Source organism: Streptomyces sp. NPDC005423 (assembly GCF_040606415.1).
GTDB lineage: Bacteria > Actinomycetota > Actinomycetes > Streptomycetales > Streptomycetaceae > Streptomyces.
Genome location: NZ_JBEXET010000001.1, coordinates 14,201 through 34,920, shown reverse-complemented (window position 1 = coordinate 34,920; position 20,720 = coordinate 14,201). Strand labels below are relative to the sequence as shown.

Annotated in this window: 20 protein-coding genes; 11 read left to right on the top strand and 9 right to left on the bottom strand. The window is 70.5% G+C overall.

The window, feature by feature from the left end; translation table 11 throughout:
* Nucleotides 1–2 precede the first annotated feature (2 nt).
* The 7 genes from nadC (at nt 3) to ABZT12_RS00130 (ending at nt 4,455) form a co-directional block, all read left to right on the top strand.
* Nucleotides 3–980: a carboxylating nicotinate-nucleotide diphosphorylase gene (nadC, locus tag ABZT12_RS00160; protein WP_356374719.1), complete on the top strand. Its 978-nt coding sequence runs from the start codon at nt 3–5 to the stop codon at nt 978–980.
* 2 nt (nt 981–982) lie between these two features.
* On the top strand, nt 983–1,780 hold the full coding sequence (locus ABZT12_RS00155) for a type III pantothenate kinase (protein WP_356374716.1): 798 nt from the start codon (nt 983–985) through the stop codon (nt 1,778–1,780).
* Between the two features lie 129 nt (nt 1,781–1,909).
* Complete coding sequence (locus ABZT12_RS00150) at nt 1,910–2,566, top strand: hypothetical protein (protein ID WP_356376639.1); 657 nt, start codon at nt 1,910–1,912, stop codon at nt 2,564–2,566.
* 47 nt (nt 2,567–2,613) lie between these two features.
* Complete coding sequence (locus tag ABZT12_RS00145; protein ID WP_356374713.1) at nt 2,614–2,793, top strand: hypothetical protein; 180 nt, start codon at nt 2,614–2,616, stop codon at nt 2,791–2,793.
* A 105-nt stretch (nt 2,794–2,898) separates the two neighbouring features.
* Complete coding sequence (locus tag ABZT12_RS00140) at nt 2,899–3,324, top strand: BlaI/MecI/CopY family transcriptional regulator (protein ID WP_356374709.1); 426 nt, start codon at nt 2,899–2,901, stop codon at nt 3,322–3,324.
* 9 nt (nt 3,325–3,333) lie between these two features.
* A complete protein-coding gene (locus tag ABZT12_RS00135) occupies nt 3,334–3,873 on the top strand; it encodes an amino-acid N-acetyltransferase (RefSeq protein ID WP_356374706.1) in 540 nt (179 codons plus the stop codon).
* Nucleotides 3,874–4,119: 246 nt separating this feature from the next.
* Nucleotides 4,120–4,455, top strand: a complete 336-nt coding sequence (locus ABZT12_RS00130; RefSeq protein WP_356374703.1) for an Lsr2 family protein — start codon at nt 4,120–4,122, stop codon at nt 4,453–4,455.
* Here ABZT12_RS00130 and ABZT12_RS00125 read toward each other — a convergent pair.
* Complete coding sequence (locus tag ABZT12_RS00125) at nt 4,434–5,045, bottom strand: SCO3374 family protein (RefSeq protein ID WP_356374700.1); 612 nt, start codon at nt 5,043–5,045, stop codon at nt 4,434–4,436. The two genes, ABZT12_RS00130 and ABZT12_RS00125, sit on opposite strands and share 22 nt — an antisense overlap.
* 442 nt (nt 5,046–5,487) lie before the next feature.
* Between ABZT12_RS00125 and ABZT12_RS00120 the strand changes: the two genes are divergently transcribed.
* Both ABZT12_RS00120 and ABZT12_RS00115 read left to right on the top strand, forming a co-directional pair.
* Nucleotides 5,488–8,013: an ATP-dependent Clp protease ATP-binding subunit gene (locus ABZT12_RS00120; protein ID WP_356374697.1), complete on the top strand. Its 2,526-nt coding sequence runs from the start codon at nt 5,488–5,490 to the stop codon at nt 8,011–8,013.
* A 747-nt stretch (nt 8,014–8,760) separates the two neighbouring features.
* Complete coding sequence (locus ABZT12_RS00115) at nt 8,761–9,444, top strand: M23 family metallopeptidase (protein ID WP_356374694.1); 684 nt, start codon at nt 8,761–8,763, stop codon at nt 9,442–9,444.
* A 16-nt stretch (nt 9,445–9,460) separates the two neighbouring features.
* Here ABZT12_RS00115 and ABZT12_RS00110 read toward each other — a convergent pair whose 3' ends face one another.
* The gene (locus tag ABZT12_RS00110; protein ID WP_356376636.1) at nt 9,461–10,057 is read right to left on the bottom strand and encodes a TetR/AcrR family transcriptional regulator; all 597 of its coding nucleotides are present in this window, start codon (nt 10,055–10,057) and stop codon (nt 9,461–9,463) included.
* A gap of 126 nt (nt 10,058–10,183) precedes the next feature.
* On the opposite strand from ABZT12_RS00110, the gene ABZT12_RS00105 reads away from it, so the two are divergent.
* Nucleotides 10,184–11,788, top strand: a complete 1,605-nt coding sequence (locus tag ABZT12_RS00105) for an MDR family MFS transporter (RefSeq protein WP_356374690.1) — start codon at nt 10,184–10,186, stop codon at nt 11,786–11,788.
* A 167-nt stretch (nt 11,789–11,955) separates the two neighbouring features.
* On the opposite strand, the gene cseC is transcribed toward ABZT12_RS00105, so the two are convergent.
* The 5 genes from cseC to ABZT12_RS00080 all read right to left on the bottom strand — a co-directional run bounded on the left by cseC (nt 11,956) and on the right by ABZT12_RS00080 (nt 16,657).
* Nucleotides 11,956–13,299, bottom strand: a complete 1,344-nt coding sequence (gene cseC / locus ABZT12_RS00100; protein WP_356374687.1) for a two-component system sensor histidine kinase CseC — start codon at nt 13,297–13,299, stop codon at nt 11,956–11,958.
* Between the two features lie 8 nt (nt 13,300–13,307).
* The gene (gene cseB, locus ABZT12_RS00095) at nt 13,308–14,012 is read right to left on the bottom strand and encodes a two-component system response regulator CseB (RefSeq protein WP_356374684.1); all 705 of its coding nucleotides are present in this window, start codon (nt 14,010–14,012) and stop codon (nt 13,308–13,310) included.
* Nucleotides 14,013–14,210: 198 nt separating this feature from the next.
* Nucleotides 14,211–14,873: a hypothetical protein gene (locus ABZT12_RS00090; protein WP_356374681.1), complete on the bottom strand. Its 663-nt coding sequence runs from the start codon at nt 14,871–14,873 to the stop codon at nt 14,211–14,213.
* Nucleotides 14,861–15,400: a SigE family RNA polymerase sigma factor gene (locus ABZT12_RS00085; protein WP_356374678.1), complete on the bottom strand. Its 540-nt coding sequence runs from the start codon at nt 15,398–15,400 to the stop codon at nt 14,861–14,863. The genes ABZT12_RS00090 and ABZT12_RS00085 overlap by 13 nt, the downstream gene beginning before the upstream one ends.
* A 291-nt stretch (nt 15,401–15,691) precedes the next feature.
* Complete coding sequence (locus ABZT12_RS00080) at nt 15,692–16,657, bottom strand: A/G-specific adenine glycosylase (RefSeq protein ID WP_356374675.1); 966 nt, start codon at nt 16,655–16,657, stop codon at nt 15,692–15,694.
* Nucleotides 16,658–17,152: 495 nt separating this feature from the next.
* Here ABZT12_RS00080 and ABZT12_RS00075 point away from each other — a divergent pair, with 495 nt between their 5' ends.
* Entirely contained in the window at nt 17,153–18,007 is an 855-nt protein-coding gene (locus tag ABZT12_RS00075) for a hypothetical protein (protein WP_356374672.1), read from the top strand.
* A 76-nt stretch (nt 18,008–18,083) separates the two neighbouring features.
* On the opposite strand, the gene disA is transcribed toward ABZT12_RS00075, so the two are convergent.
* Together disA and radA are read right to left on the bottom strand one after the other, a co-directional pair.
* Complete coding sequence (gene disA / locus ABZT12_RS00070) at nt 18,084–19,208, bottom strand: DNA integrity scanning diadenylate cyclase DisA (protein ID WP_356374669.1); 1,125 nt, start codon at nt 19,206–19,208, stop codon at nt 18,084–18,086.
* 80 nt (nt 19,209–19,288) lie between these two features.
* Entirely contained in the window at nt 19,289–20,698 is a 1,410-nt protein-coding gene (gene radA, locus ABZT12_RS00065) for a DNA repair protein RadA (RefSeq protein ID WP_356374666.1), read from the bottom strand.
* Nucleotides 20,699–20,720 lie beyond the last annotated feature (22 nt).

The window sequence follows — 20,720 nt, the reverse complement described above, 5'->3', positions numbered from 1 at the left end:
AAGTGAGCACACCCGACCTTCCCCTCGTTTCGAGCGGTGGCTGCGGCGACGGCTGCGCCTGCGGCGCGGACACCGACGAGACCTACCTGGAGTGCGGTCTCGACCCCGCGCTCGCCCAGCTGCTGGCGGACGCCGGACTCGACCCCGTCGAGGTCGAGGACATCGCCAACCTGGCCATCCAGGAGGACCTGGACCACGGCGTGGACGTGACGACGGTCGCGACCATCCCCGAGGAGGCCGTGGCGACCGCCGACTTCACCGCGCGCGAGGCCGGCGTCGTGGCGGGCCTCAGGGTCGCCGAGGCGGTCGTCTCCGTGGTCTGCACCGACGAGTTCGAGGTCGAGCGGCACGTGGAGGACGGCGATCGGGTGGAGGCCGGCCAGAAGCTCCTGTCGGTCACCACGCGCACCCGTGACCTGCTGACCGCCGAGCGCAGCGCGCTGAACCTCCTGTGCCGTCTCTCCGGCGTCGCGACCGCCACGCGCGCGTGGGCGGACGTCCTGGAGGGCACGAGGACCAAGGTGCGCGACACCCGTAAGACGACGCCCGGACTGCGCTCCCTGGAGAAGTTCGCGGTCCGTTGCGGCGGCGGGGTCAACCACCGTATGTCCCTGTCGGACGCGGCCCTGGTCAAGGACAACCACGTGGTCGCCGCCGGCGGTGTGGCCCAGGCCTTCGAGGCCGTACGGGAGACGTTCCCGGACGTGCCGATCGAGGTCGAGGTGGACACCCTGCACCAGCTGCGCGAGGTCCTGGACGCGGGCGCCGACCTGATCCTGCTGGACAACTTCACGCCCGACGAGTGCGGCGAGGCCGTCGCCCTCGTGGCGGGCCGCGCGCTCCTGGAGGCGTCGGGGCGGCTCACCCTGGCGACCGCGAAGGCGTACGCCGACACCGGGGTGGACTACCTCGCCGTGGGTGCCCTGACCCACTCCGCGCCGATCCTGGACATCGGTCTCGACCTCCGGGAAGCGGAGTAGCCATGCTCCTCACGATCGACGTGGGCAACACGCACACCGTGCTGGGTCTCTTCGACGGCGAGGAGATCGTCGAGCACTGGCGCATCTCCACCGACGCCCGCCGTACCGCCGACGAACTGGCCGTGCTGCTCCAGGGGTTGATGGGCATGCACCCGCTTCTCGGCGAGGAGCTGGGGGACGGCATCGACGGCATCGCCATCTGCGCGACCGTCCCCTCCGTGCTGCACGAACTGCGCGAGGTGACCCGCCGCTACTACGGCGACGTGCCCGCCGTCCTCGTCGAGCCCGGCGTCAAGACGGGCGTCCCGATCCTCACCGACAACCCCAAGGAGGTCGGCGCGGACCGCATCATCAACGCCGTCGCCGCGGTGGAGCTCTACGGCGGTCCGGCGATCGTGGTGGACTTCGGCACCGCGACGACCTTCGACGCGGTCTCCGCGCGCGGGGAGTACATCGGCGGCGTCATCGCCCCGGGCATCGAGATCTCGGTCGAGGCGCTCGGCGTGAAGGGCGCGCAGCTGCGGAAGATCGAGGTGGCCCGGCCGCGCAGCGTGATCGGCAAGAACACCGTCGAGGCGATGCAGGCGGGCATCGTCTACGGGTTCGCCGGCCAGGTCGACGGTGTCGTGACCCGGATGACGCGCGAGCTGGCGGACGAACCCGAGGACGTGACGGTGATCGCGACCGGCGGCCTGGCTCCGATGGTGCTGGGCGAGTCCTCGGTGATCGACGAGCACGAGCCCTGGCTGACGCTGATCGGCCTCCGGCTGGTCTACGAGCGGAACGTGGCCCGGATGTGACGGGCGCCCGACCGGCGGTGAGGGCCGCCGCGGGCGAAAACCCCGCGCCACACCCGACTGTTATGTCGGGTTTGTCTGATTAGCGCGTATCGTCGCAGCATGCCCACGCCATACGGATCCCGCGGCGGCATGGCGTTCGGCGCGGAGGAGCTGCGTGTGCTCCGCCGCGCTCTCGCCCTCGCCCTCCAGCCCCGAACCGCCACGGCCGAGGATGTCAAGGACTGCCTCCGGCTCGCCGGATCGCTCGACGAGACGGTGCGCGAGGGCGCCCGGCTGCGCGCCTTCCTGGTGGCCGACCTCGCCCGGTACCGCGCCGCCCTGCCCGGCACCGCCGCCGGCTACCTCACCCTCCTGGAGGAGACGCTGGCCGCCGGCCACCGCCCCGGCCCCGACGACCTGGCCGCGCTGCGCGCCCTGCGCGGCAACCCGTCCGCCGCCGCCCTCCTGGACCGGTGCCTGACCCTCGCGGAACACGACGTACGCGCCCGTCTGGCGCGCGGTACCACCCGCGGGGGCCTGGCGGCCGCCCCGACCGTCCCCGCCTCCAGAACCCGCCTCCAGGCCCTCCCCGGGGGTCTCTCGGCAGCGGGCCCGGCGGCCGTCGGAGAGGACGGCAAGGAGCCTGTGCGGCGGCCCGCCGGGAAGCCCGGCGAGCGGCCCGCGCCCGGACCCGCCCCGGACGCCCCGAAGCCCGACCGGCCCATTCCCACCCCCGGCGAGGTCTTCCCCCGGCGCAAACCGGCCCCACCCGCGACGAACCCCCCGCAGCAACTCGCCGCCGGCTGAGCCACCCCGTCCCGTACGCCCCGGGGATCGTGGCTACTCTGGACGGCATGGACTATGTCTCCGCGCTCGTGCCCCCGGTCGTGATGGCCGCGTTCTTCATCTTCCTGATCAGGGTGATCGTGAAGACCCAGGGCGGTGCCAACAAGGCCAAGGAGGACGCGGCCGTCGACGCTGCCCTCGCCCGCGCGGAGAGCGCCCGCCAGGCCCCCGCGCGGAACGACGCCTGAGCCTTCCCTCCCGGCACCGCCGCCAGGGCGTACGACTCGCGCACGCACACGCGTGCTTTCCGAGTCGTACGCCCTTTTTGTTCCGTTTCCACTATTGTTCTGAGCGTGCCTCGCCCATTGGGAGAACTCGAAGACGCGGTCATGACGCGGGTGTGGAAGTGGAACCGCCCGGTGACCGTTCGAGAAGTCCTGGAAGACCTCCAGCGGGAACGGACGATCGCGTACACCACGGTGATGACCGTTCTGGACAATCTTCATCAGAAGGGCTGGGTACGCCGGGAGGCGGAAGGCCGGGCCTATCGATATGAGGCGGTCTCCACACGAGCCGCGTACGCGGCCGCCCTGATGAACGACGCCTGGTCCCACAGCGACAACCCCGCCGCCGCTCTCGTCGCCTTCTTCGGCATGATGAGCGACGAACAGCGGCATGCCCTGCGGGACGCCGTCCGCATGGTCCAGGGACCGGAAACGCCGGAACCCGCCGTGGGTGCCGAGAACCCCGGCTCAGGACCGGACGAGACCGGGCGATAGCGTCCGCTCATGTCAGCAGAGCACCCCGAAGTCACCGCAAAAGCCATCACCGTACGCCGGGCCCGGACCGGCGATGTCCCGGCGGTGCGCGGACTCCTCGACGCGTACGTCCGCGGCCGTATCCTGCTCGACAAAGCGACCGTGACCCTTTACGAGGACATCCAGGAGTTCTGGGTGGCCGAACGGGAGACCGGAGCCGGTGCCGAAGTGGTCGGCTGCGGCGCGCTGCACGTGATGTGGGAAGACCTCGCGGAAGTCCGCACTCTCGCCGTGAAGCCCGGTCTGAAGGGCGCCGGCGTGGGACATCAGTTGCTGGCCAAGTTGCTGGACACGGCGCGCTGGCTGGGAGTCGGGCGGGTTTTCTGTCTCACCTTCGAAGTCGACTTCTTCGGGAAGCACGGCTTCGTGGAGATCGGTGAGACACCCGTGGACACCGATGTCTACGCGGAGCTGTTGCGTTCCTATGACGAGGGCGTGGCGGAGTTCCTCGGCCTCGAACGGGTGAAACCGAACACCTTGGGCAACAGCCGGATGCTTCTGCATCTGTGATCGCCGCCCCCAATTCGGTCGCGCACCCCTGCCCCGGTTCCCTATGTCCGAAACGCACATGTTTCCCGACAGGGGAGGAGGCCGGTCCTTCCGCCGGTCTCCTGGTCCGCCTCTCCCAGGGGTTTGTGTTTTTCCCGCAAAAGCGGTTTGCTTTCCGACGTACTGCAGTACTGCATATAACAGGGGACGGGAAACGGCGGACGCCGCGGACCACGGGTCCCTGAGTTATCGATGAAAGGAAATCCAGTGGCACAGAAGGTTCAGGTCCTTCTTGTCGACGACCTCGACGGCGGCGAGGCGGACGAGACGGTGACGTTCGCACTGGACGGCAAGACGTACGAGATCGATCTCACCACCGCGAATGCGGACAAGCTCCGTGGCCTTCTCGACCCTTACGTGAAGGGCGGGCGCCGTACCGGCGGCCGTTCCGCGGGCGGCCGTGGAAAGGCGCGCGCCGCTTCCGGTGGCAGCCAGGACACCGCGCTCATCCGCGCCTGGGCCAAGGAGAACGGTCACGACGTCAACGACCGCGGCCGAGTTCCCGCGGCCATTCGCGAGGCCTACGAGCAGGCCAACGGCTGAGCGCACAGGCGCCGCAGCCGGATCCGGTGGCAATGAGCGGCCACCGTGTCCACGAGTCGTACGAGATCGGGGGCGCCCCCAAGGCCCCCCATGGCCGACAGTGTCGGCAGCGAGGTTTCCACCTCGCACCCCGGCTCGGGGGGCCGCAGCCAGCCGGCGGCCCCCTGCAAGGGACGGGAGCGCCCCGGGGGAAGCTCCCGCCCTTCGTCGGACCGGAGCCGCGGGGGCGGTGGCGCGGTCATGCGCCCGCCCGCGCCGAGTGCCACCACGTCGAGCGCCAGCGCGCCCCACTCCAGCCACCGCAGCAGCCCCGGCAGTTCCTCCGCGCTGCCCGCGGCGACCAGCAGCCGCATCCGCCCGCCCCGCACCGCCACGGGCGAGCCGGGTCCCAGCCGCGTCAGCGCCGCCCGCCCCGCCTCGGCCGGCACGTCCAGGACGTCGAACCGCACCCCCGTGACCAGCCGCAACGGTTCTCCGGGCACGGTCGGCCACCCCAGTTCGTTCTCATACCACCGCCGGGCGTCTCCGGCGGAACCGGACGGACGAGGGGGGAGGGGAACCGAGGTGACTGAGGAAACGGTGCCGGCCATGCCCTGCGAAACGGCCGGAAAGGCACCGGAGTTACGTTGCGTACTCGCCCGATTGCGCGCGGTGACCAATGCGGGAGTCTCCGGGAGCCCATTGCGGCGGCGGCTTGTTCGCCCGTAGCGGAGGGAACGGGTGCGCACGGCATGGAGTGTCAGTCCCCGCGGGTAAGACAATCCCTAGTGGGAGGGGGCGACACGCAGAAAAGGGCGTCTCACGTTCGCCATCGGCGTACCGATGACGGGGGTAACAGCCTGGCCTGCGGGAACATCGTCTCGCACCATCGGGTTGAAGCAGATGTCGGCGTTCGCGGTCAGGAGGCAGTGTTGGTTCTCGGTCCGGTGTCGGCAGTTGGAATGAGCGGTCCCCGCTTGCGGGACTAAGCTGCGGAAGGACAGGGAGGGGAGCGTCCCCTTACTGCCTGACCGCTCTGAGGAGCGATTAACGATGTTCGAGAGGTTCACCGACCGCGCGCGGCGGGTTGTCGTCCTGGCTCAGGAAGAAGCCCGGATGCTCAACCACAACTACATCGGCACCGAGCACATCCTCCTGGGCCTGATCCACGAGGGTGAGGGTGTCGCCGCAAAGGCCCTGGAGAGCCTCGGCATTTCGCTTGAGGCGGTCCGCCAGCAGGTGGAGGAGATCATCGGACAGGGCCAGCAGGCGCCGTCCGGTCACATCCCCTTCACCCCCCGTGCCAAGAAGGTCCTGGAGCTGTCGCTCCGCGAGGCCCTTCAGCTGGGCCACAACTACATCGGCACGGAGCACATCCTGCTCGGCCTGATCCGTGAGGGCGAGGGCGTCGCCGCCCAGGTCCTGGTCAAGCTGGGCGCCGACCTCAACCGGGTGCGGCAGCAGGTGATCCAGCTGCTCTCGGGTTACCAGGGCAAGGAGACCGCCACCGCCGGCGGCCCTGCGGAGGGCACCCCCTCGACGTCCCTGGTCCTCGACCAGTTCGGCCGGAACCTCACTCAGGCCGCTCGTGAATCCAAGCTCGACCCGGTCATCGGGCGCGAGAAGGAGATCGAGCGGGTCATGCAGGTGCTGTCCCGCCGTACGAAGAACAACCCCGTGCTGATCGGTGAGCCCGGCGTCGGCAAGACCGCCGTCGTCGAGGGCCTCGCCCAGGCCATCGTCAAGGGCGAGGTGCCCGAGACCCTCAAGGACAAGCACCTCTACACCCTCGACCTCGGCGCGCTGGTCGCCGGCTCCCGCTACCGCGGTGACTTCGAGGAGCGCCTCAAGAAGGTCCTCAAGGAGATCCGCACCCGCGGCGACATCATCCTGTTCATCGACGAGCTGCACACGCTGGTCGGTGCGGGTGCCGCCGAGGGCGCCATCGACGCCGCTTCGATCCTGAAGCCGATGCTGGCCCGCGGTGAGCTGCAGACCATCGGTGCGACCACGCTGGACGAGTACCGCAAGCACCTGGAGAAGGACGCCGCCCTCGAGCGCCGCTTCCAGCCCATCCAGGTCGCCGAGCCGTCCCTGCCGCACACCATCGAGATCCTCAAGGGTCTGCGCGACCGGTACGAGGCGCACCACCGTGTCTCCATCACGGACGAGGCGCTGGTCCAGGCCGCCACCCTGGCCGACCGGTACATCTCGGACCGCTTCCTCCCCGACAAGGCGATCGACCTGATCGACGAGGCCGGTTCCCGGATGCGTATCCGCCGGATGACCGCGCCGCCGGACCTGCGCGAGTTCGACGAGAAGATCGCCGGCGTCCGCCGCGACAAGGAGTCCGCGATCGACTCGCAGGACTTCGAGAAGGCCGCCTCCCTCCGCGACAAGGAGAAGCAGCTCCTGGCCGCCAAGGCCAAGCGGGAGAAGGAGTGGAAGGCCGGCGACATGGACGTCGTCGCCGAGGTCGACGGCGAGCTGATCGCCGAGGTCCTCGCGACCGCCACCGGCATCCCGGTCTTCAAGCTGACCGAGGAGGAGTCCTCGCGTCTGCTGCGCATGGAGGACGAGCTGCACAAGCGGGTCATCGGCCAGAAGGACGCCGTCAAGGCGCTCTCGAAGGCGATCCGCCGTACGCGTGCCGGTCTGAAGGACCCGAAGCGCCCCGGTGGCTCGTTCATTTTCGCGGGCCCGTCCGGTGTCGGAAAGACCGAACTGTCCAAGGCCCTCGCCGAGTTCCTCTTCGGTGACGAGGACGCGCTGATCTCCCTCGACATGTCGGAGTTCAGCGAGAAGCACACGGTGTCGCGGCTCTTCGGTTCGCCCCCCGGCTACGTGGGCTACGAGGAGGGCGGTCAGCTGACGGAGAAGGTGCGCCGCAAGCCGTTCTCGGTCGTCCTCTTCGACGAGGTCGAGAAGGCCCACCCGGACATCTTCAACTCGCTGCTGCAGATCCTGGAGGACGGTCGCCTGACCGACTCCCAGGGCCGGGTCGTGGACTTCAAGAACACGGTCATCATCATGACGACCAACCTCGGCACCCGGGACATCTCCAAGGGCTTCAACCTGGGCTTCGCGGCCACGGGTGACACCAAGTCCAACTACGAGCGCATGAAGAACAAGGTCTCGGACGAGCTCAAGCAGCACTTCCGCCCCGAGTTCCTCAACCGTGTCGACGACGTGGTCGTCTTCCCGCAGCTCACGCAGGAGGACATCCTCAAGATCGTCGACCTGATGGTCGGCAAGGTGGACGAGCGCCTCAAGGACCGGGACATGGGCATCGAGCTCTCCCAGGCCGCGAAGGACCTGCTGTCCAAGAAGGGCTACGACCCCGTGCTGGGCGCCCGGCCGCTGCGCCGCACGATCCAGCGCGAGATCGAGGACACGCTCTCCGAGAAGATCCTCTTCGGCGAGCTGCGTCCCGGCCACATCGTGGTCGTCGACACGGAGGGCGAGGGCGAGACCAAGGCCTTCACCTTCCGCGGCGAGGAGAAGTCGGCTCTGCCCGACGTCCCGCCGATCGAGCAGGCGGCCGGCGGCGCCGGTCCCAACCTGAGCAAGGAGGCGTAGCCCGCAAGGGCGCGCCTGGCCAAGGGGCCGTCACGGAACTTCGGTTCCGTGACGGCCCCTTCGGCGTTCGCGAGAGCGCGCGGGCGTCTTCGTGAGAACGGGGGAGCCCCGCCCGCCTACGCGACAACCGGCCGTCGTAGTCCGGGAGTCCGGGAGTCCGGGAGTTCGTAGGTCTCCTCGGAGTGGCCGCCGGACAGGTCGGTGGCGCTGTGGCCGATGTTCGCGGTGATCGTTGGCGCGCTGCGGGTACGGCAGGGAGAAGACCTGCGAACTCCCGGACCACGACGGCCAGTTGTCGCGAGTCCTCTCGCGCGGGTGCGCTGCCGATGTCCTGGGGCAGCGTCGCTGGGCGGGAGCCGCCGGGCGGCGAACCGGCGGGTGACTGGACGGTGGGGCGGGCGAGACCTGCGTCACCATCCGCCGCGGAGCCGTCGGTACGAGATCCCGGCGCCCGGTGACAAGCCGCACAGCCGACGGAGCCGGTACTAGCGCGGTTAGGGGCCCGTCAAAACCGGACAGACCGGTTGATGGGCGGCGATAACGGCAGGAAAATCGCCTGGACTCAAGGCCTTTGAGCGGTATGCGTGCCCTGTCAAGAAGGCCGAAGTTTTGCGACTTGATACTAAGTTTGGCAGTAGATGGGCGTTTTGGGCGAAAAGGGGTTCAGGAGTTACCAAGGGGTGTGCCATCCGGCGGTCAGCAGTTGCGCCGGGTGGTTCCCCTTGTCCCCGTCCTCGTGAGGTTCAGATGTTCCAGCGCGTCCCGTCCCGCTCCTCCCGTACGTCTCCGCTCCGCACCCGCGCCGCCGTCCTGGCCGCCGGACTGGGAGTGTCCGTCGCGCTGGGTGCCGGGGTCGCGACCGCTGCCGACGCCACGTCGGCGAGCAGCGCGGCCACCGCCGTGCAGGCGCAGGCCGCCGCCCAGGCGAAGGCGGCGAAGACCGCGAAGACCGCGAAGACCGCCCAGGCCGTGAAGGCCGCCGCCAAGAAGGCCGCCGTCGCCAAGAAGGCCGCTTCCTGGGTCGACCCGGTGAAGAAGTACACCCTGTCCGCGAAGTTCAACCAGGCGGGCAGCAGGTGGCAGTCCACCCACAGTGGCCAGGACTTCGCCGTACCCAGCGGGACCCCGGTCGCCGCCGCGCACGGCGGGACCGTCGTCAAGGCCGGCCCGAACGGCGCCGGTGACGGCCCGGCGTACGGCAACGCCATAGTCATCAAGCACGCCAACGGCACCTACTCGCAGTACGCCCACCTCTCGCGCATCGACGTCCAGGTCGGCCAGGTCGTCGGCACCGGCCAGCACATCGCCCTGTCGGGCAGCACCGGCAACTCCACCGGACCGCACCTGCACTTCGAGATCCGTACGACCCCGAACTACGGCTCGGCCATCGACCCGGTCGCCTTCCTGCACGCCAAGGGCGTGACGGTCTGACCCTGGCGTCCGTGGTCTAGGACGCCCTGCTGGACGCGTGGGCCTGGGTGATCAGGTCGGTCGCGACCTCCAGGACCGCCTTGCGCTTCTCCTCGGTCTCGCCCTCCAGCTCCTGGACGGCGAACATCCCGGCGTGCAGGGTGAAGATCGCGCTGACGCAGCGGACCTGGGCGACCAGGTCCGCCTCCGGGTCGATGACGATCTCACGCAGTCCGCGCATACGGTCCTTGAACCGCTCGCCGATGCGCAGTTCCCGTACCGTCGCCTGGTTCTCCTGCATGAAGCGGAAGAGCGGGCTGGCGCCGGCCAGGCAGTCGCTGTAGCGGCGGACGATCTCCTGCTTGGTCTCCAGGGTGTGAGGCTGGTCCCTGCCCCACTCGATCAGGTCCTCGATCGGCTGCGTCAGGTCGTCGAAGGCGCTGACGAGGATCTCTTCCTTGGTCTTGAAGTGGTAGTAGAGCGCCGCCTTGGTGACGTCCAGATGCTCGGCGATCTCGCGCAGCGAGGTCTTCTCGTAGCCCTGTCCGGCGAAGAGTTCGAGCGCCACGTCCTGGATGCGCTGACGGGTGTCTCCGCGGCGTTGCCGCTTGGTGCCGTCCATGGTGCCGCCCATTCGTCTCACGCTCAAGCAAACTTACTTGACGCCCGGCTAGTTACGGGTCTACTTTCCCTAGTGTAGTCAACTAGCCGGTCGGCAAGTAAGTAGCCGGCCGGAGGCAGTACTAGGGGAGTGGGAACCATGGCGGACACACAGACGGTCGACACCGGGCCGGGGGACACCGGCAAGCAGCCCAGGAGCGTGCGGGTCGTCCTGCTCGCGCTGATGATCACGATGATGCTCGCGATGCTGGACAACATGATCGTGGGCACGGCGATGCCGACGATCGTCGGGGAGCTGGGCGGCCTGGAGCACCTCTCCTGGGTCGTGACCGCGTACACGCTCGCGACCGCCAGCTCGACCCCGCTGTGGGGCAAGCTCGGCGACATGTACGGGCGCAAGGGCGCCTTCATGACCTCGATCGTGATCTTCCTGGCCGGTTCCGCGCTGAGCGGCATGGCGCAGAACATGGGACAGCTGATCGGCTTCCGGGCCATCCAGGGCCTCGGCGCCGGCGGTCTGATGGTCGGCGTCATGGCGATCATCGGCGATCTGATCCCGCCGCGTGAGCGGGGCAAGTACCAGGGCATGATGGCCGGCGTCATGGCGCTCGCGATGATCGGCGGACCGCTGGTCGGCGGCACCATCACGGACAACTGGGGCTGGCGCTGGTCCTTCTACATCAACCTGCCGCTCGGCGTGATCGCGCTCGCCGCGATCAGTGTCGTACTGCACCTGCCGAAGAAGCGGTCCGAGGCGCGGATCGACTACCTCGGCGCCGGACTGCTGACCCTCGGCATCACCTCCATCGTGCTCGTCACCACGTGGGGCGGCTCGCAGTACGCCTGGTCGTCGGCGCGGATCATGGAGCTGATCGGGATCGGCGTCGCCGCGCTCGTCGGGTTCGTCTTCTGGCAGACCAGGGCCGCCGAACCGGTCGTACCGCTGCACATCTTCCGCAACCGCAACTTCACCCTGATGTCGATCATCGGCTTCATCACCGGCTTCGTGATGTTCGGCGCAACGCTCTTCCTGCCGCTCTACCAGCAGTCGGTGCAGGGCGCGTCCGCGACCAACTCGGGTCTGCTGCTCCTGCCGATGCTCGGCGCGATGCTGGTGACCTCGATGGTGGCCGGCCGGGTGACCACCAACACCGGCCGCTACAAGGTGTTCCCGCTGGCCGGCAGTGTGCTGATGATCGTCGGTCTGTACCTGCTGTCGACCATGGACACCGGTACGACCCGGTTCATGTCCGGTGTCTTCATGGCCGTCGTCGGTCTCGGCATGGGCTGCCTGATGCAGATCACCATGCTGGTGGCGCAGAACAGCGTGCAGATGAAGGACATGGGCGTCGCCTCCTCGACGACCACCCTGTTCCGGACGCTCGGCTCCTCCTTCGGTGTCGCCATCATGGGCGCCCTGTTCAACCACCGGGTCCAGGACGTCATGGCCGAGCGGGCCGGCGCGCTGGGCTCCAAGATGACCGAGCAGTCCGCCCAGCTGGACGCGGCGAGCCTGGCCAAGCTGCCGGCGGCGGCCCGCGAGGCCTACCAGCACGCGGTGTCGGCCGGTACGCACTCGGCCTTCCTGCTGGGTTCCGTGGTGGCGATCGCCGCCCTGATCGCGGCGGTCTTCGTCAAGGAGGTGCCGCTGAAGGGAGCGGGGCCGAAGCCGGAGGACGCCCCGGGCGCGGGTGACGCCGAGACGGAGCCGGTGTCGGGTACGCCGGTGACCGAGACCGTCTGACCTCGCGCGCCGCACAGTGCGGCGACAGTGAGCCGAAGGCCCCCGGCGGGTGTCCGCCCCGGGGGCCTTCTTCACGCCCGGCGCACCCTGCCCGCACCGCCGCCGGACCGCCCGGCGGCAACTGCTTGAACGCCCGGCGGCTACGGCAGTGACGGCAGGTACGTCAGCTACGGCAGCATCGGATAGCTGCCCGTGCTCGTCGGCGCGTGTTCCGGCAGCCACAGGACGGCGACCGCGCCCTCCGCCGGGATGTGCTCCGGGGCGCCGGCCGGCCGTACGTTGCGGAAGGTCAGACGGGCGCCCAGCACCCGGGCCTGGCCGGCCGCGATGGTCAGACCGAGCCCGTGGCCGTGGCCCGCGCGGTCCTTGCTACCGGTACGGAAACGGCTCGGGCCCTCCGCGAGAAGTTCCTCGGGGAAGCCGGGACCGTGGTCCCGCACCCGGATGACCCGGCCCTCGACCGAGACCTCGATCGGCGGCCTGCCGTGCCGGGCCGCGTTGGCCAGCAGGTTGAACAGCACCCGCTCCAGCCGGCGCGGGTCGGTGGTGACCTCCGACTCGTGCACCACGTGCACCACGGCGTCCGGGTCCTTCGCCGCCACCCGGCGGCTCACGAAGTCGCCCAGCATGATGTCCTGCAACTCCGCCCGCTCGGAGGCGCCGTCGAGCCGGGCGACCTCCAGCACGTCCTCGACGAGGGTGCGCATCGCCTTCGCGCGGTCCAGGACCAGCTCCGTCGGACGGCCCGGCGGCAGCAGCTCGGCCGCCGTCAGCAGGCCCGTCACCGGGGTGCGCAGCTCGTGCGCGATGTCGGCGGTGACCCGCCGTTCCGCCTCAAGACGCTGCTGGAGCGCGTCGGTCATCGCGTCCACCGCGCGCGCCAGGTCGTCGGTCTCGTCCCGTACCACCCCGCCGATCGCGTCCCGCACCCGTACGTCCGTCTCGCCCTTGGCGACCTGGTTCGCCGCTGCGGCCGCCTTGCGCAGCCGGCGCGACAACTGGCCGCCGATCAGCACACCCAGCGCGCTGCCGCCGAGGACGGCCGCGATGGACCCGATCACCAGCGCCTGGTCGAGGTCCTTCAGGATGTCCGTGCTGCGGTCGGTGAACCCGGTGTGCAGGGAGAGCACATGACCGTCCTTGAGCGGTACGGCGGCCCAGATGTCCGGTATGCCGTGCGGCCGGTCGGTGACGTACGTCGCCATCCGGCCCGCCTCGACCTTCTCCCGCAGGGCCGCCGGGAGCCTGGGGTCGTCGATGTTGATGTTGGGGAAGTTCGGCCGTCCGGACAGGGTGTAGTTGCGCTGGGCGATCTGGACGCGCTCCACCGCGAGGTCGCGCGAGTTGTCCAGCATCGAGACCCGGGCGGCGTTGTGCACGACCAGGCTCAGCGCGATCGCCACCAGGGCGCCGACCAGGGCGATGGCCGCGCTGAGCTTCCATCTCACGCCGGTGCGGATGCCCGTCTGTTCCATCCGGGCCGGGACCAGCTGCCGAAAGTACCCCCGCATAACCCCGCTCAGGCCTTCAACTTGTAGCCGAAGCCGCGGACCGTCTCGATACGGTCCTGGCCGATCTTGGTACGCAGTCGCTGCACATGGACGTCCACGACCCGGGTGTCGCCGCCCCAGCCGTAGTCCCACACCCGCTCCAGGAGCTTGTCGCGGGAGAGGACCGTGCCCGGCGCCGAGGAGAACTCCAGCAGCAGCCGCATCTCGGTCGGGGTCAGCGCCACCGGCGCTCCGGCCCGGCGCACCTCCATGCCCTCGGTGTCGATCTCCAGGTCGCCGAAGGTGAGCGGGCCGCCGTCGACGGGGGCGGCGGCCTCCTCCGACCGGTCGCCGCCGCTCGCGTGCCCGAAGCGCCGCAGCACGGCGCGGATCCGGGCGACCAGGACGGCGCCGTCGAACGGCTTGGTGACGTAGTCGTCGGCGCCCGCCTCCAGGCCGAGGACGACGTCGATGGAGTCGGCGCGCGCCGACAGCATGATCACCGGGACGGTCGAGTCGTCGCGGATCCGGCGGCACAGGCTGACGCCGTCCAGGCCCGGGACCATCACGTCGAGCAGCGCGATGTCGGGGCGGTCCGCGCGGAACGCCTCGAGGCCCGACAGCCCGTCGGGCATCGCCGTGACCGCGAAGCCGTCCCGCTCCAGGGCGAGCTGGGTGGCCTCGCGGATGACGTCGTCGTCCTCGACGAACAGGACGTGGGTCTGGTCTGCCATCCCGGTGCTCTCAGTCCTTGTGTGGGTCGTTCGCGCGTCACGCCGAGTGGACGTGCCACTTCGAGTGGACGCGCAAGCGGGCTCGCGCGTTCACTGGTACATCGGTTCCGGGCCGGTGATCGGTTCACGGTTTCCGGCCGGGTGCGCCGCCGGTCCGCGAGCGGTCGGGGGCGTCCGTACGGCTGCCCGGTCGCGGCCTCAGTGGCCGGGCAGCGCCGTCGCGTCGCCGCCGACCGCGTTGCTGTACTCGTTGTGCGTCGTGTACTCCTCGGTGAAGCGGCCCGCCGTCCAGCTGTACGTGATCACGTTCTCGCCCGACGGGCTCGACACCGGGTCGCCCTTCTCGTACACCTGCTTGGTGACGACCAGGTCACCGCGGTCGATCTCCGCGTAGACCGGGGGTTCCTCGGCGCGGAACACATTCTGGTACGTGCCGCTCCGATCGCGATACACGTACGACCCGATGCCCACGGCGTCCCCGCACGTCATCACGTTCACGACGACGTCGTCGACCGGGCCGCCGGTGAGAGTGCCGTAGGACACGTCGACCGGGTACTCGTCGGCGACGCACGGCTTCAGCTCCCGCTTGACCGCGGCCGAGACCTTGGGGTCGTCCTTGACGAGCTTGACCGCCTCGAACGCGCCGATGGCGCCCGAGCCGCCCGAGGAAGCCGGCGACGGGGCGGCCGCCGCGCCCGCCACCGTGTCGGCGCGCGCGGGCCCCTCGTCACGCGCCCCGGTGCCGCCGGTGGCACAGCCGGCCGCCAGCAGGCCGAGGGCGGCGAGCACGGCCACCACCGCGAACGCCGCCTGGAAGGTCCCCCGGACCACCGAGGGCCCCGCGCCGGTTACGCCGCGCAACGCTCCCGCTCCTCACGCTCCAGCGCGCGTGCGTCCAGGTCGCGGGCCTCCAGCTCCTCCCGGAGCCGGGCGAGCGCCCGGTGCAGCGTGCTCTTGACCGTACCGGCCGACATGCCGAGGGCGGCGGCCGTCTCCTCCGTGGACATCTGCTCCCAGTGTCGCAGCACGACGACACTGCGCTGCTTCGGTGCGAGAACTTTCATGATGTCCATAAGAAGGGCGCGGTCCGCGTGCTGCTCGGTGGAGTCGTCCACGCTCGCGTCCGGCAGCTGCTCGGTGGGGACCTCCTCCAGCTTGCGGGCGCGCCACCACTCGGTACGCGTGTTGATCATGACGCGGCGCAGGTAGGCGTCGGCGAGGCGCTTGTCGGCGATGCCGTCCCAGCGGCCGTACGTCCGTACCAGCGCCGTCTGGAGCAGGTCCTGGGCGTCGACCGGGTCCGGTACGAGCCGGCGGGCGCTGCGCAACAGCGCGTCCTGCCGGGTGCGGACGTACTCCTCGAATTCGAGCACCTCGTCCTGCGCCATGATCAACCGCCTCCATCCCCGTTTCCGACCCGCCTGCTGCCGGTTGTCCGTCACTGCGCGCCGCTCGGTCCAGCGGCACACGGATGAAGCTACGGAGGGGTTGTCACGGCGTTGTCCGAGAGAGCCTTCGGGATGCGCTCGGCTGTCCGTCGGTTGTGTAACGGAAGTAGGTGAGGGGTAAGGGGGAGGGGCTATTGGTACGCGTACGGGGTGGTTTGGCGGGTGGGGAAGTGTGACGGAGGCTGGGCGCGGGCTGTGCGGACGGGTGACGGGCTGTGAAATGACTGAGCGTCAGGACGCCGCTCCGGGCTGTACGGGCCGGGCCGACGGCAGGCGGTAGAGGTTGCCGGCGAGCGGTTCCACCAGACCGTCGGCGACCAGTCCGTCCAGCGCGCGGGCTCGCTGGACCGGCTCGTGCCACACCCGGTCCAGAGCCGACCGCGGCACGGGGGTGTGCGCCTCGCGGAGTACGGCGAGGAGCTTGCCGCGCACCTGCCGGTCCGTGCCCGCGTACGTCTGGCCCCGGCGGGGCGGCCCCTCGTGCTCGGGCTTGCCCGCGAGGTGCCAGGCGCACTGGGCGGCGATGGGACAGCGGTGGCAGTTCTCGTTCTTCGCCGTGCAGACGAGCGCGCCGAGTTCCATGGACGCGGCGGCCCAGCGCGCGGCGGTCGGCTCGTCCGCCGGGAGCAGGGCGCGGGCCAGCTTCCGCTCCGCCGCGGTGGTGGCGTTCGGCGGGTACCGGACGCCGGTCACGGCCCGTGCGAAGACCCGGCGGACGTTGGTGTCCAGGACCGGGTGGCGGCGGCCGTAGGCGAACGACGCGACCGCGGCGGCGGTGTACTCGCCGATGCCGGGCAGCGCGAGGAGCTGCGCGTGGTCGGTGGGTACGTCACCGCCGTGCCGTTCCGTTATGGCGACGGCGGCGCCGTGCAGGCGCAGGGCTCGGCGGGGGTAGCCGAGACGGCCCCAGGCGCGGACGGCCTCGCCGGGGGCGTCCTTGGCGAGGTCGGCCGGCCGGGGCCAGTGGGCGAGCCACTGCTCGTAGACGGGCAGGACGCGGTTGACCGGGGTCTGCTGGAGCATGAACTCGCTGACCATCACGGCCCAGGGGCCGGCGTCCGGGCGGCGCCAGGGAAGGTCGCGGGCGTTGTCGTCGAACCAGTCGATGACGGGGGCGTGCAGGGCGGGACCACGGTCGGCGGCGGCCTGGTCCGCGTCGGCCGGGCTGGTCTGTGAGGGCTTCGTGGGCGCAGTCATGGCGCTCCCGATCCTGCCATGCGGGACGGCACCGACGGGCGCGACCGCGAGGTGGTTCGCCCACCGGATTCGACGCGGGGGGCGCGGGGCGCGGGGAGTACGGGGTCGGCCGGCGGGACCGCCGGTGCCGCGGCGCGGTGGGGTGCGGGGCGGCGTCGGGTGGTCTACGTCGTCCGCGCGGTGCGCGACTGTCCGGTGCCGGGGTGCCGGGGTGCCGGGGTGCCGGGGTGCCGGGGTGCCGGGGTGCCGCGGTGGCCCGCGTGCGGTGGCCGGTGGCCGGTGTGTGGATGTTGACGGGGCGGGGGCGGGGCGGTCTGCGTCCTCGGCGTGGTGCGCACAAGTGGCCGGTGTCTGGTGTGTGTTGCCCGTTCTGTGCGGTGGGCGGGTCATCGGCCCACCGGTGTGCGGGCGTTGCGGAATGATGATCCGGAAAAATTGGGGCTGAGGCGGCGGGTGGGGCCAGGTCGCGCGTCGATCTCTCGTACAGTTTGCGCCGTGGGATCACTGCGCAATCCGGTCGGGCCGCTTCCCTCCTCCATCTACTGGCGACGGAGGGTCTTCATGGTGTCCGTGGTCGCCTTGATGGCGCTGCTGATCACCTGGATCGTCACCTCGGGCGGTGGTGGAGGCAAGAACGGCGCGGACGGCTCCGACGGGAAGAATCCCGCGCCCTCGATCACTCCGGGTCCGTCCGGGTCGGGGCCCGCCATCAGCCAACACCCGGGCGGGCGGGGCGGGTCGGACGGCGGCGGTACGGGCACCGGGAGCGGGAGCTCCGGCGGGTCCGGTTCCGGGGACCCCTCTTCGGGGAGCACGGGGTCGGCCGGCGGGACCGCCGGTGCCGCGGGCGGCAGTGGCGGCGGAGCGGGTGCGGGAGGCACAGGCGGCACGGGAAGCACGGGGAGCACCGGTAGTACGGGGACCACCGTTCCCGCCGACTCCGCGTTGCCCAACTGCACGTCCGGTGCAGTCCGGTTGACGTTGAAGAGCGTGCACAACAGCTACTCGCCCGATCAGACCCCCACCTTCCAACTGGTCGCGAAGAACTCCTCGGGGAGTGACTGCAAGGTCGATCTCGGGCCCGGAAGCGCCGAGTTGACGATCACTCAGGCGGGGAGCAGTGACAATTACTGGTCCTCCGCGGACTGTCCCAAGAGCGCGGGGAGCGTCTTCTACCGGGTGTCGGCGGGGAGCGGCGTGACCTACACCGTCGAGTGGAACCGCAAGCCGAGTGCACCGGAGTGCGCCACGCCGCCGGCCGGATCGGCCGGGGCCGGGACCTACCTGGTGGAGGCCAAGGCCCCGGGCTTCGCCAGGGTGCAGACGTCCTTCGTGCTGAAGAGCGACTGAGCGCGTGACGACCCGGGCGACTCCGCGGAGGAACGGCTGAGCGCCTGAGTGGTCGGGCGCCGTCGCCGGCCCGCTGTCACACGTAGCGCTCCAGGATGGACGACTCCGCGAGACGCGAGAGACCCTCTCGTACGCTGCGGGCTCTGGCCTCTCCCACGCCGTCGACCGTCTGGAGGTCGTCGACGCTCGCGGCCAGGAGTTTCTGGAGGCCGCCGAAGTGCTCGACCAGGCGGTCGATGATCGCGCCGGGCAGCCGCGGGACCTTGGCCAGCAGACGGAAACCTCGGGGCGAGACCGCGGAGTCGAGCGTCTCGGGCGAGCCGGTGTAGCCCAACGCCCTTGCCACCGTGGGCATTTCGAGGAGTTCGGCGTGGGCGAGGGCGTTGAGTTCGGTGAGGGCCACGTCGACCGTGCGGGAGCGCTTCGCGGTGGGCTCGGGCACGTAGTCGCGGACGACCAGTTCGCGTTCCGGCTCCACTCCGGCGATCAACTCGTCCAGCTGGAGGGCGAGAAGCCGTCCGTCCGTGCCCAACTCCACGACGTATTCGGCGATCTCCGTGGCGATGCGGCGCACCATCTCCAGGCGCTGCGCCACCGCGCAGACGTCCCGGACGGTGACCAGGTCCTCGATCTCCAGGGCCGACAACGTGCCCGCGACCTCGTCCAGGCGGAGCTTGTAGCGCTCCAGTGTCGCCAAGGCCTGGTTGGCGCGGGACAGGATCGCCGCCGAGTCCTCCAGGACGCGGCGCTGGCCGTCGACGTAGAGCGCGATCAGGCGCATCGACTGGGAGACGGAGATGACCGGGAAGTGGACCTGCTTGCTGACCCGGTCCGCCGTGCGGTGCCGGGTGCCGGTCTCCTCGGTGGGGATGTTCGGGTCCGGGACCAGCTGGACGCCGGCGCGCAGGATCTTCGAGAGGTCGGACGAGACCACGATGCCGCCGTCGAGCTTGCACAGTTCGCGCAGCCGGGTGGCGGTGAACTCCACGTCCAGGACGAACCCGCCCGTACACATGGCTTCCACGGTCTTGTCGGAGCCGAGCACGATGAGGCCGCCCGTGTTGCCGCGGAGAATGCGCTCCAGTCCGTCGCGCAGGGGGGTACCGGGTGCCACGGCGCTGAGTGAGGCGCGCATGACGCCCTCGGCACCGGAGCTCCCGCCGGACTTTCCGGGGGCTGACGCCCGGTCGTTGGCTGCCACTGCACTCCTCCGGTCGCAGGTTGGGGGCGCATCCGTTTCGCACACTCGGTTCGTACGGACGGCCGAGACCTGCGCAAAGTCTACCGGCGGTCCTCCTCCTCCCGTGGGGCCTCTCGGCGACGGGAGCGCGGAAGGACTCGCAGAGCCTCCCCTATGTCCGCCACTTCCAGCACCTTCATACCGGCCGGGACCTTGCCGGGGTCGCCCGGCACGAGCGCGTGCGTGAAGCCCAGACGGTGTGCTTCGGAGAGCCTGCGCTGCACGCCGGTGACCCGTCTGACCTCGCCCGCGAGGCCCACTTCGCCGATCGCGACCAGGTTCTTGGGCAGGGGGGTGTCGCTCGCGGCGGAGGCCAGCGCCAGGGCGATCGCCAGGTCGGCGGCCGGCTCGGAGAGCTTCACCCCGCCGACCGTCGCGGAGTAGATGTCCCGCTTGCCCAGGGCGCTGATCCGGCCGCGCTGCTCCAGGACCGCGAGCATCATCGACACCCGGGAGGTCTCCAGGCCCGAGGTGGTGCGGCGGGGGGAGGGAATCTGCGAGTCCACCGTGAGCGCCTGGACCTCGGCGACCAGCGGGCGGCGGCCCTCCAGGGTGACGGTCAGACAGGTGCCGGGGACCGGCTCGGCCCGGCGGGTCAGGAAGAGCCCGCTGGGGTCGGTCAGACCGGTGATGCCCTCGTCGTGCAGCTCGAAGCAGCCGACCTCGTCGGTCGCCCCGTAACGGTTCTTGACGCCCCGTACCAGACGCAGGCGGGCGTGGCGGTCGCCCTCGAAGGAGAGGACGACGTCCACCAGGTGTTCCAGGAGGCGGGGGCCGGCGATCGCCCCGTCCTTGGTGACATGGCCGACGAGCAGGGTGGACATGCCGCGCTCCTTGGAGGCGCGGATCAGGGCGCCGGCCACCTCGCGGACCTGGGCCATGCCGCCGGGTGCGCCGTCGATCTCCGGGGAGGCCACCGTCTGCACCGAGTCGACGATCAGCAGCGACGGCTTGACGGCGTCCAAGTGGCCCAGGACGGCGGCCAGATCGGTCTCGGCGGCGAGGTACAGATCGTCGGCGACGGCGCCGATGCGGTCGGCGCGCAGCCGGACCTGGCTCGCCGACTCCTCGCCGGTGACGTAGAGCGTGCGGTGCTCGTCGCTCGACGCCTTGGCCGCCACGTCGAGGAGGAGCGTGGACTTGCCCACACCCGGCTCGCCCGCGAGCAGGACGACGGCTCCGGGGACCAGGCCGCCGCCCAGCACCCGGTCCAGCTCGGGCACACCGGTCGAGCGGGCCGTGGCCTGCCGCCCGTCCACCTGGCCGATCGGCAGCGCGGAGGTGGTCACGCGGCCCGGTGCCGTCGTCCGCACGGCGGGCGTGCCGTACTCCTCGACGGTCCCCCACGCCTGGCACTCGGGGCAGCGGCCGAGCCACTTGGCCGCCTGCCAGCCGCATTCCGTGCAGCGGTAGGACGGGCGGTCCTTTGCGGTCTTCGTACGGGTGGCCATGGAGAAGACCGTAGCCGAGGCC

What these genes read in the sequence shown, in the direction of transcription:
- cseC (WP_356374687.1), bottom strand. Translation starts at nt 13,299, where the DNA reads ATGCGGGGGTACTTTCGGCAGCTGGTCCCGGCCCGGATGGAACAGACG.
- ABZT12_RS00085 (WP_356374678.1), bottom strand. Translation starts at nt 15,400, where the DNA reads ATGGCGCAGGACGAGGTGCTCGAATTCGAGGAGTACGTCCGCACCCGG.
- radA (WP_356374666.1), bottom strand. Translation starts at nt 20,698, where the DNA reads ATGGCCACCCGTACGAAGACCGCAAAGGACCGCCCGTCCTACCGCTGC.
- ABZT12_RS00125 (WP_356374700.1), bottom strand. Translation starts at nt 5,045, where the DNA reads ATGGCCGGCACCGTTTCCTCAGTCACCTCGGTTCCCCTCCCCCCTCGT.
- cseB (WP_356374684.1), bottom strand. Translation starts at nt 14,012, where the DNA reads ATGGCAGACCAGACCCACGTCCTGTTCGTCGAGGACGACGACGTCATC.
- ABZT12_RS00110 (WP_356376636.1), bottom strand. Translation starts at nt 10,057, where the DNA reads ATGGGCGGCACCATGGACGGCACCAAGCGGCAACGCCGCGGAGACACC.
- ABZT12_RS00080 (WP_356374675.1), bottom strand. Translation starts at nt 16,657, where the DNA reads ATGACTGCGCCCACGAAGCCCTCACAGACCAGCCCGGCCGACGCGGAC.
- ABZT12_RS00150 (WP_356376639.1), top strand. Translation starts at nt 1,910, where the DNA reads ATGGCGTTCGGCGCGGAGGAGCTGCGTGTGCTCCGCCGCGCTCTCGCC.
- ABZT12_RS00145 (WP_356374713.1), top strand. Translation starts at nt 2,614, where the DNA reads ATGGACTATGTCTCCGCGCTCGTGCCCCCGGTCGTGATGGCCGCGTTC.
- ABZT12_RS00105 (WP_356374690.1), top strand. Translation starts at nt 10,184, where the DNA reads ATGGCGGACACACAGACGGTCGACACCGGGCCGGGGGACACCGGCAAG.
- ABZT12_RS00115 (WP_356374694.1), top strand. Translation starts at nt 8,761, where the DNA reads ATGTTCCAGCGCGTCCCGTCCCGCTCCTCCCGTACGTCTCCGCTCCGC.
- ABZT12_RS00155 (WP_356374716.1), top strand. Translation starts at nt 983, where the DNA reads ATGCTCCTCACGATCGACGTGGGCAACACGCACACCGTGCTGGGTCTC.
- ABZT12_RS00135 (WP_356374706.1), top strand. Translation starts at nt 3,334, where the DNA reads ATGTCAGCAGAGCACCCCGAAGTCACCGCAAAAGCCATCACCGTACGC.
- ABZT12_RS00120 (WP_356374697.1), top strand. Translation starts at nt 5,488, where the DNA reads ATGTTCGAGAGGTTCACCGACCGCGCGCGGCGGGTTGTCGTCCTGGCT.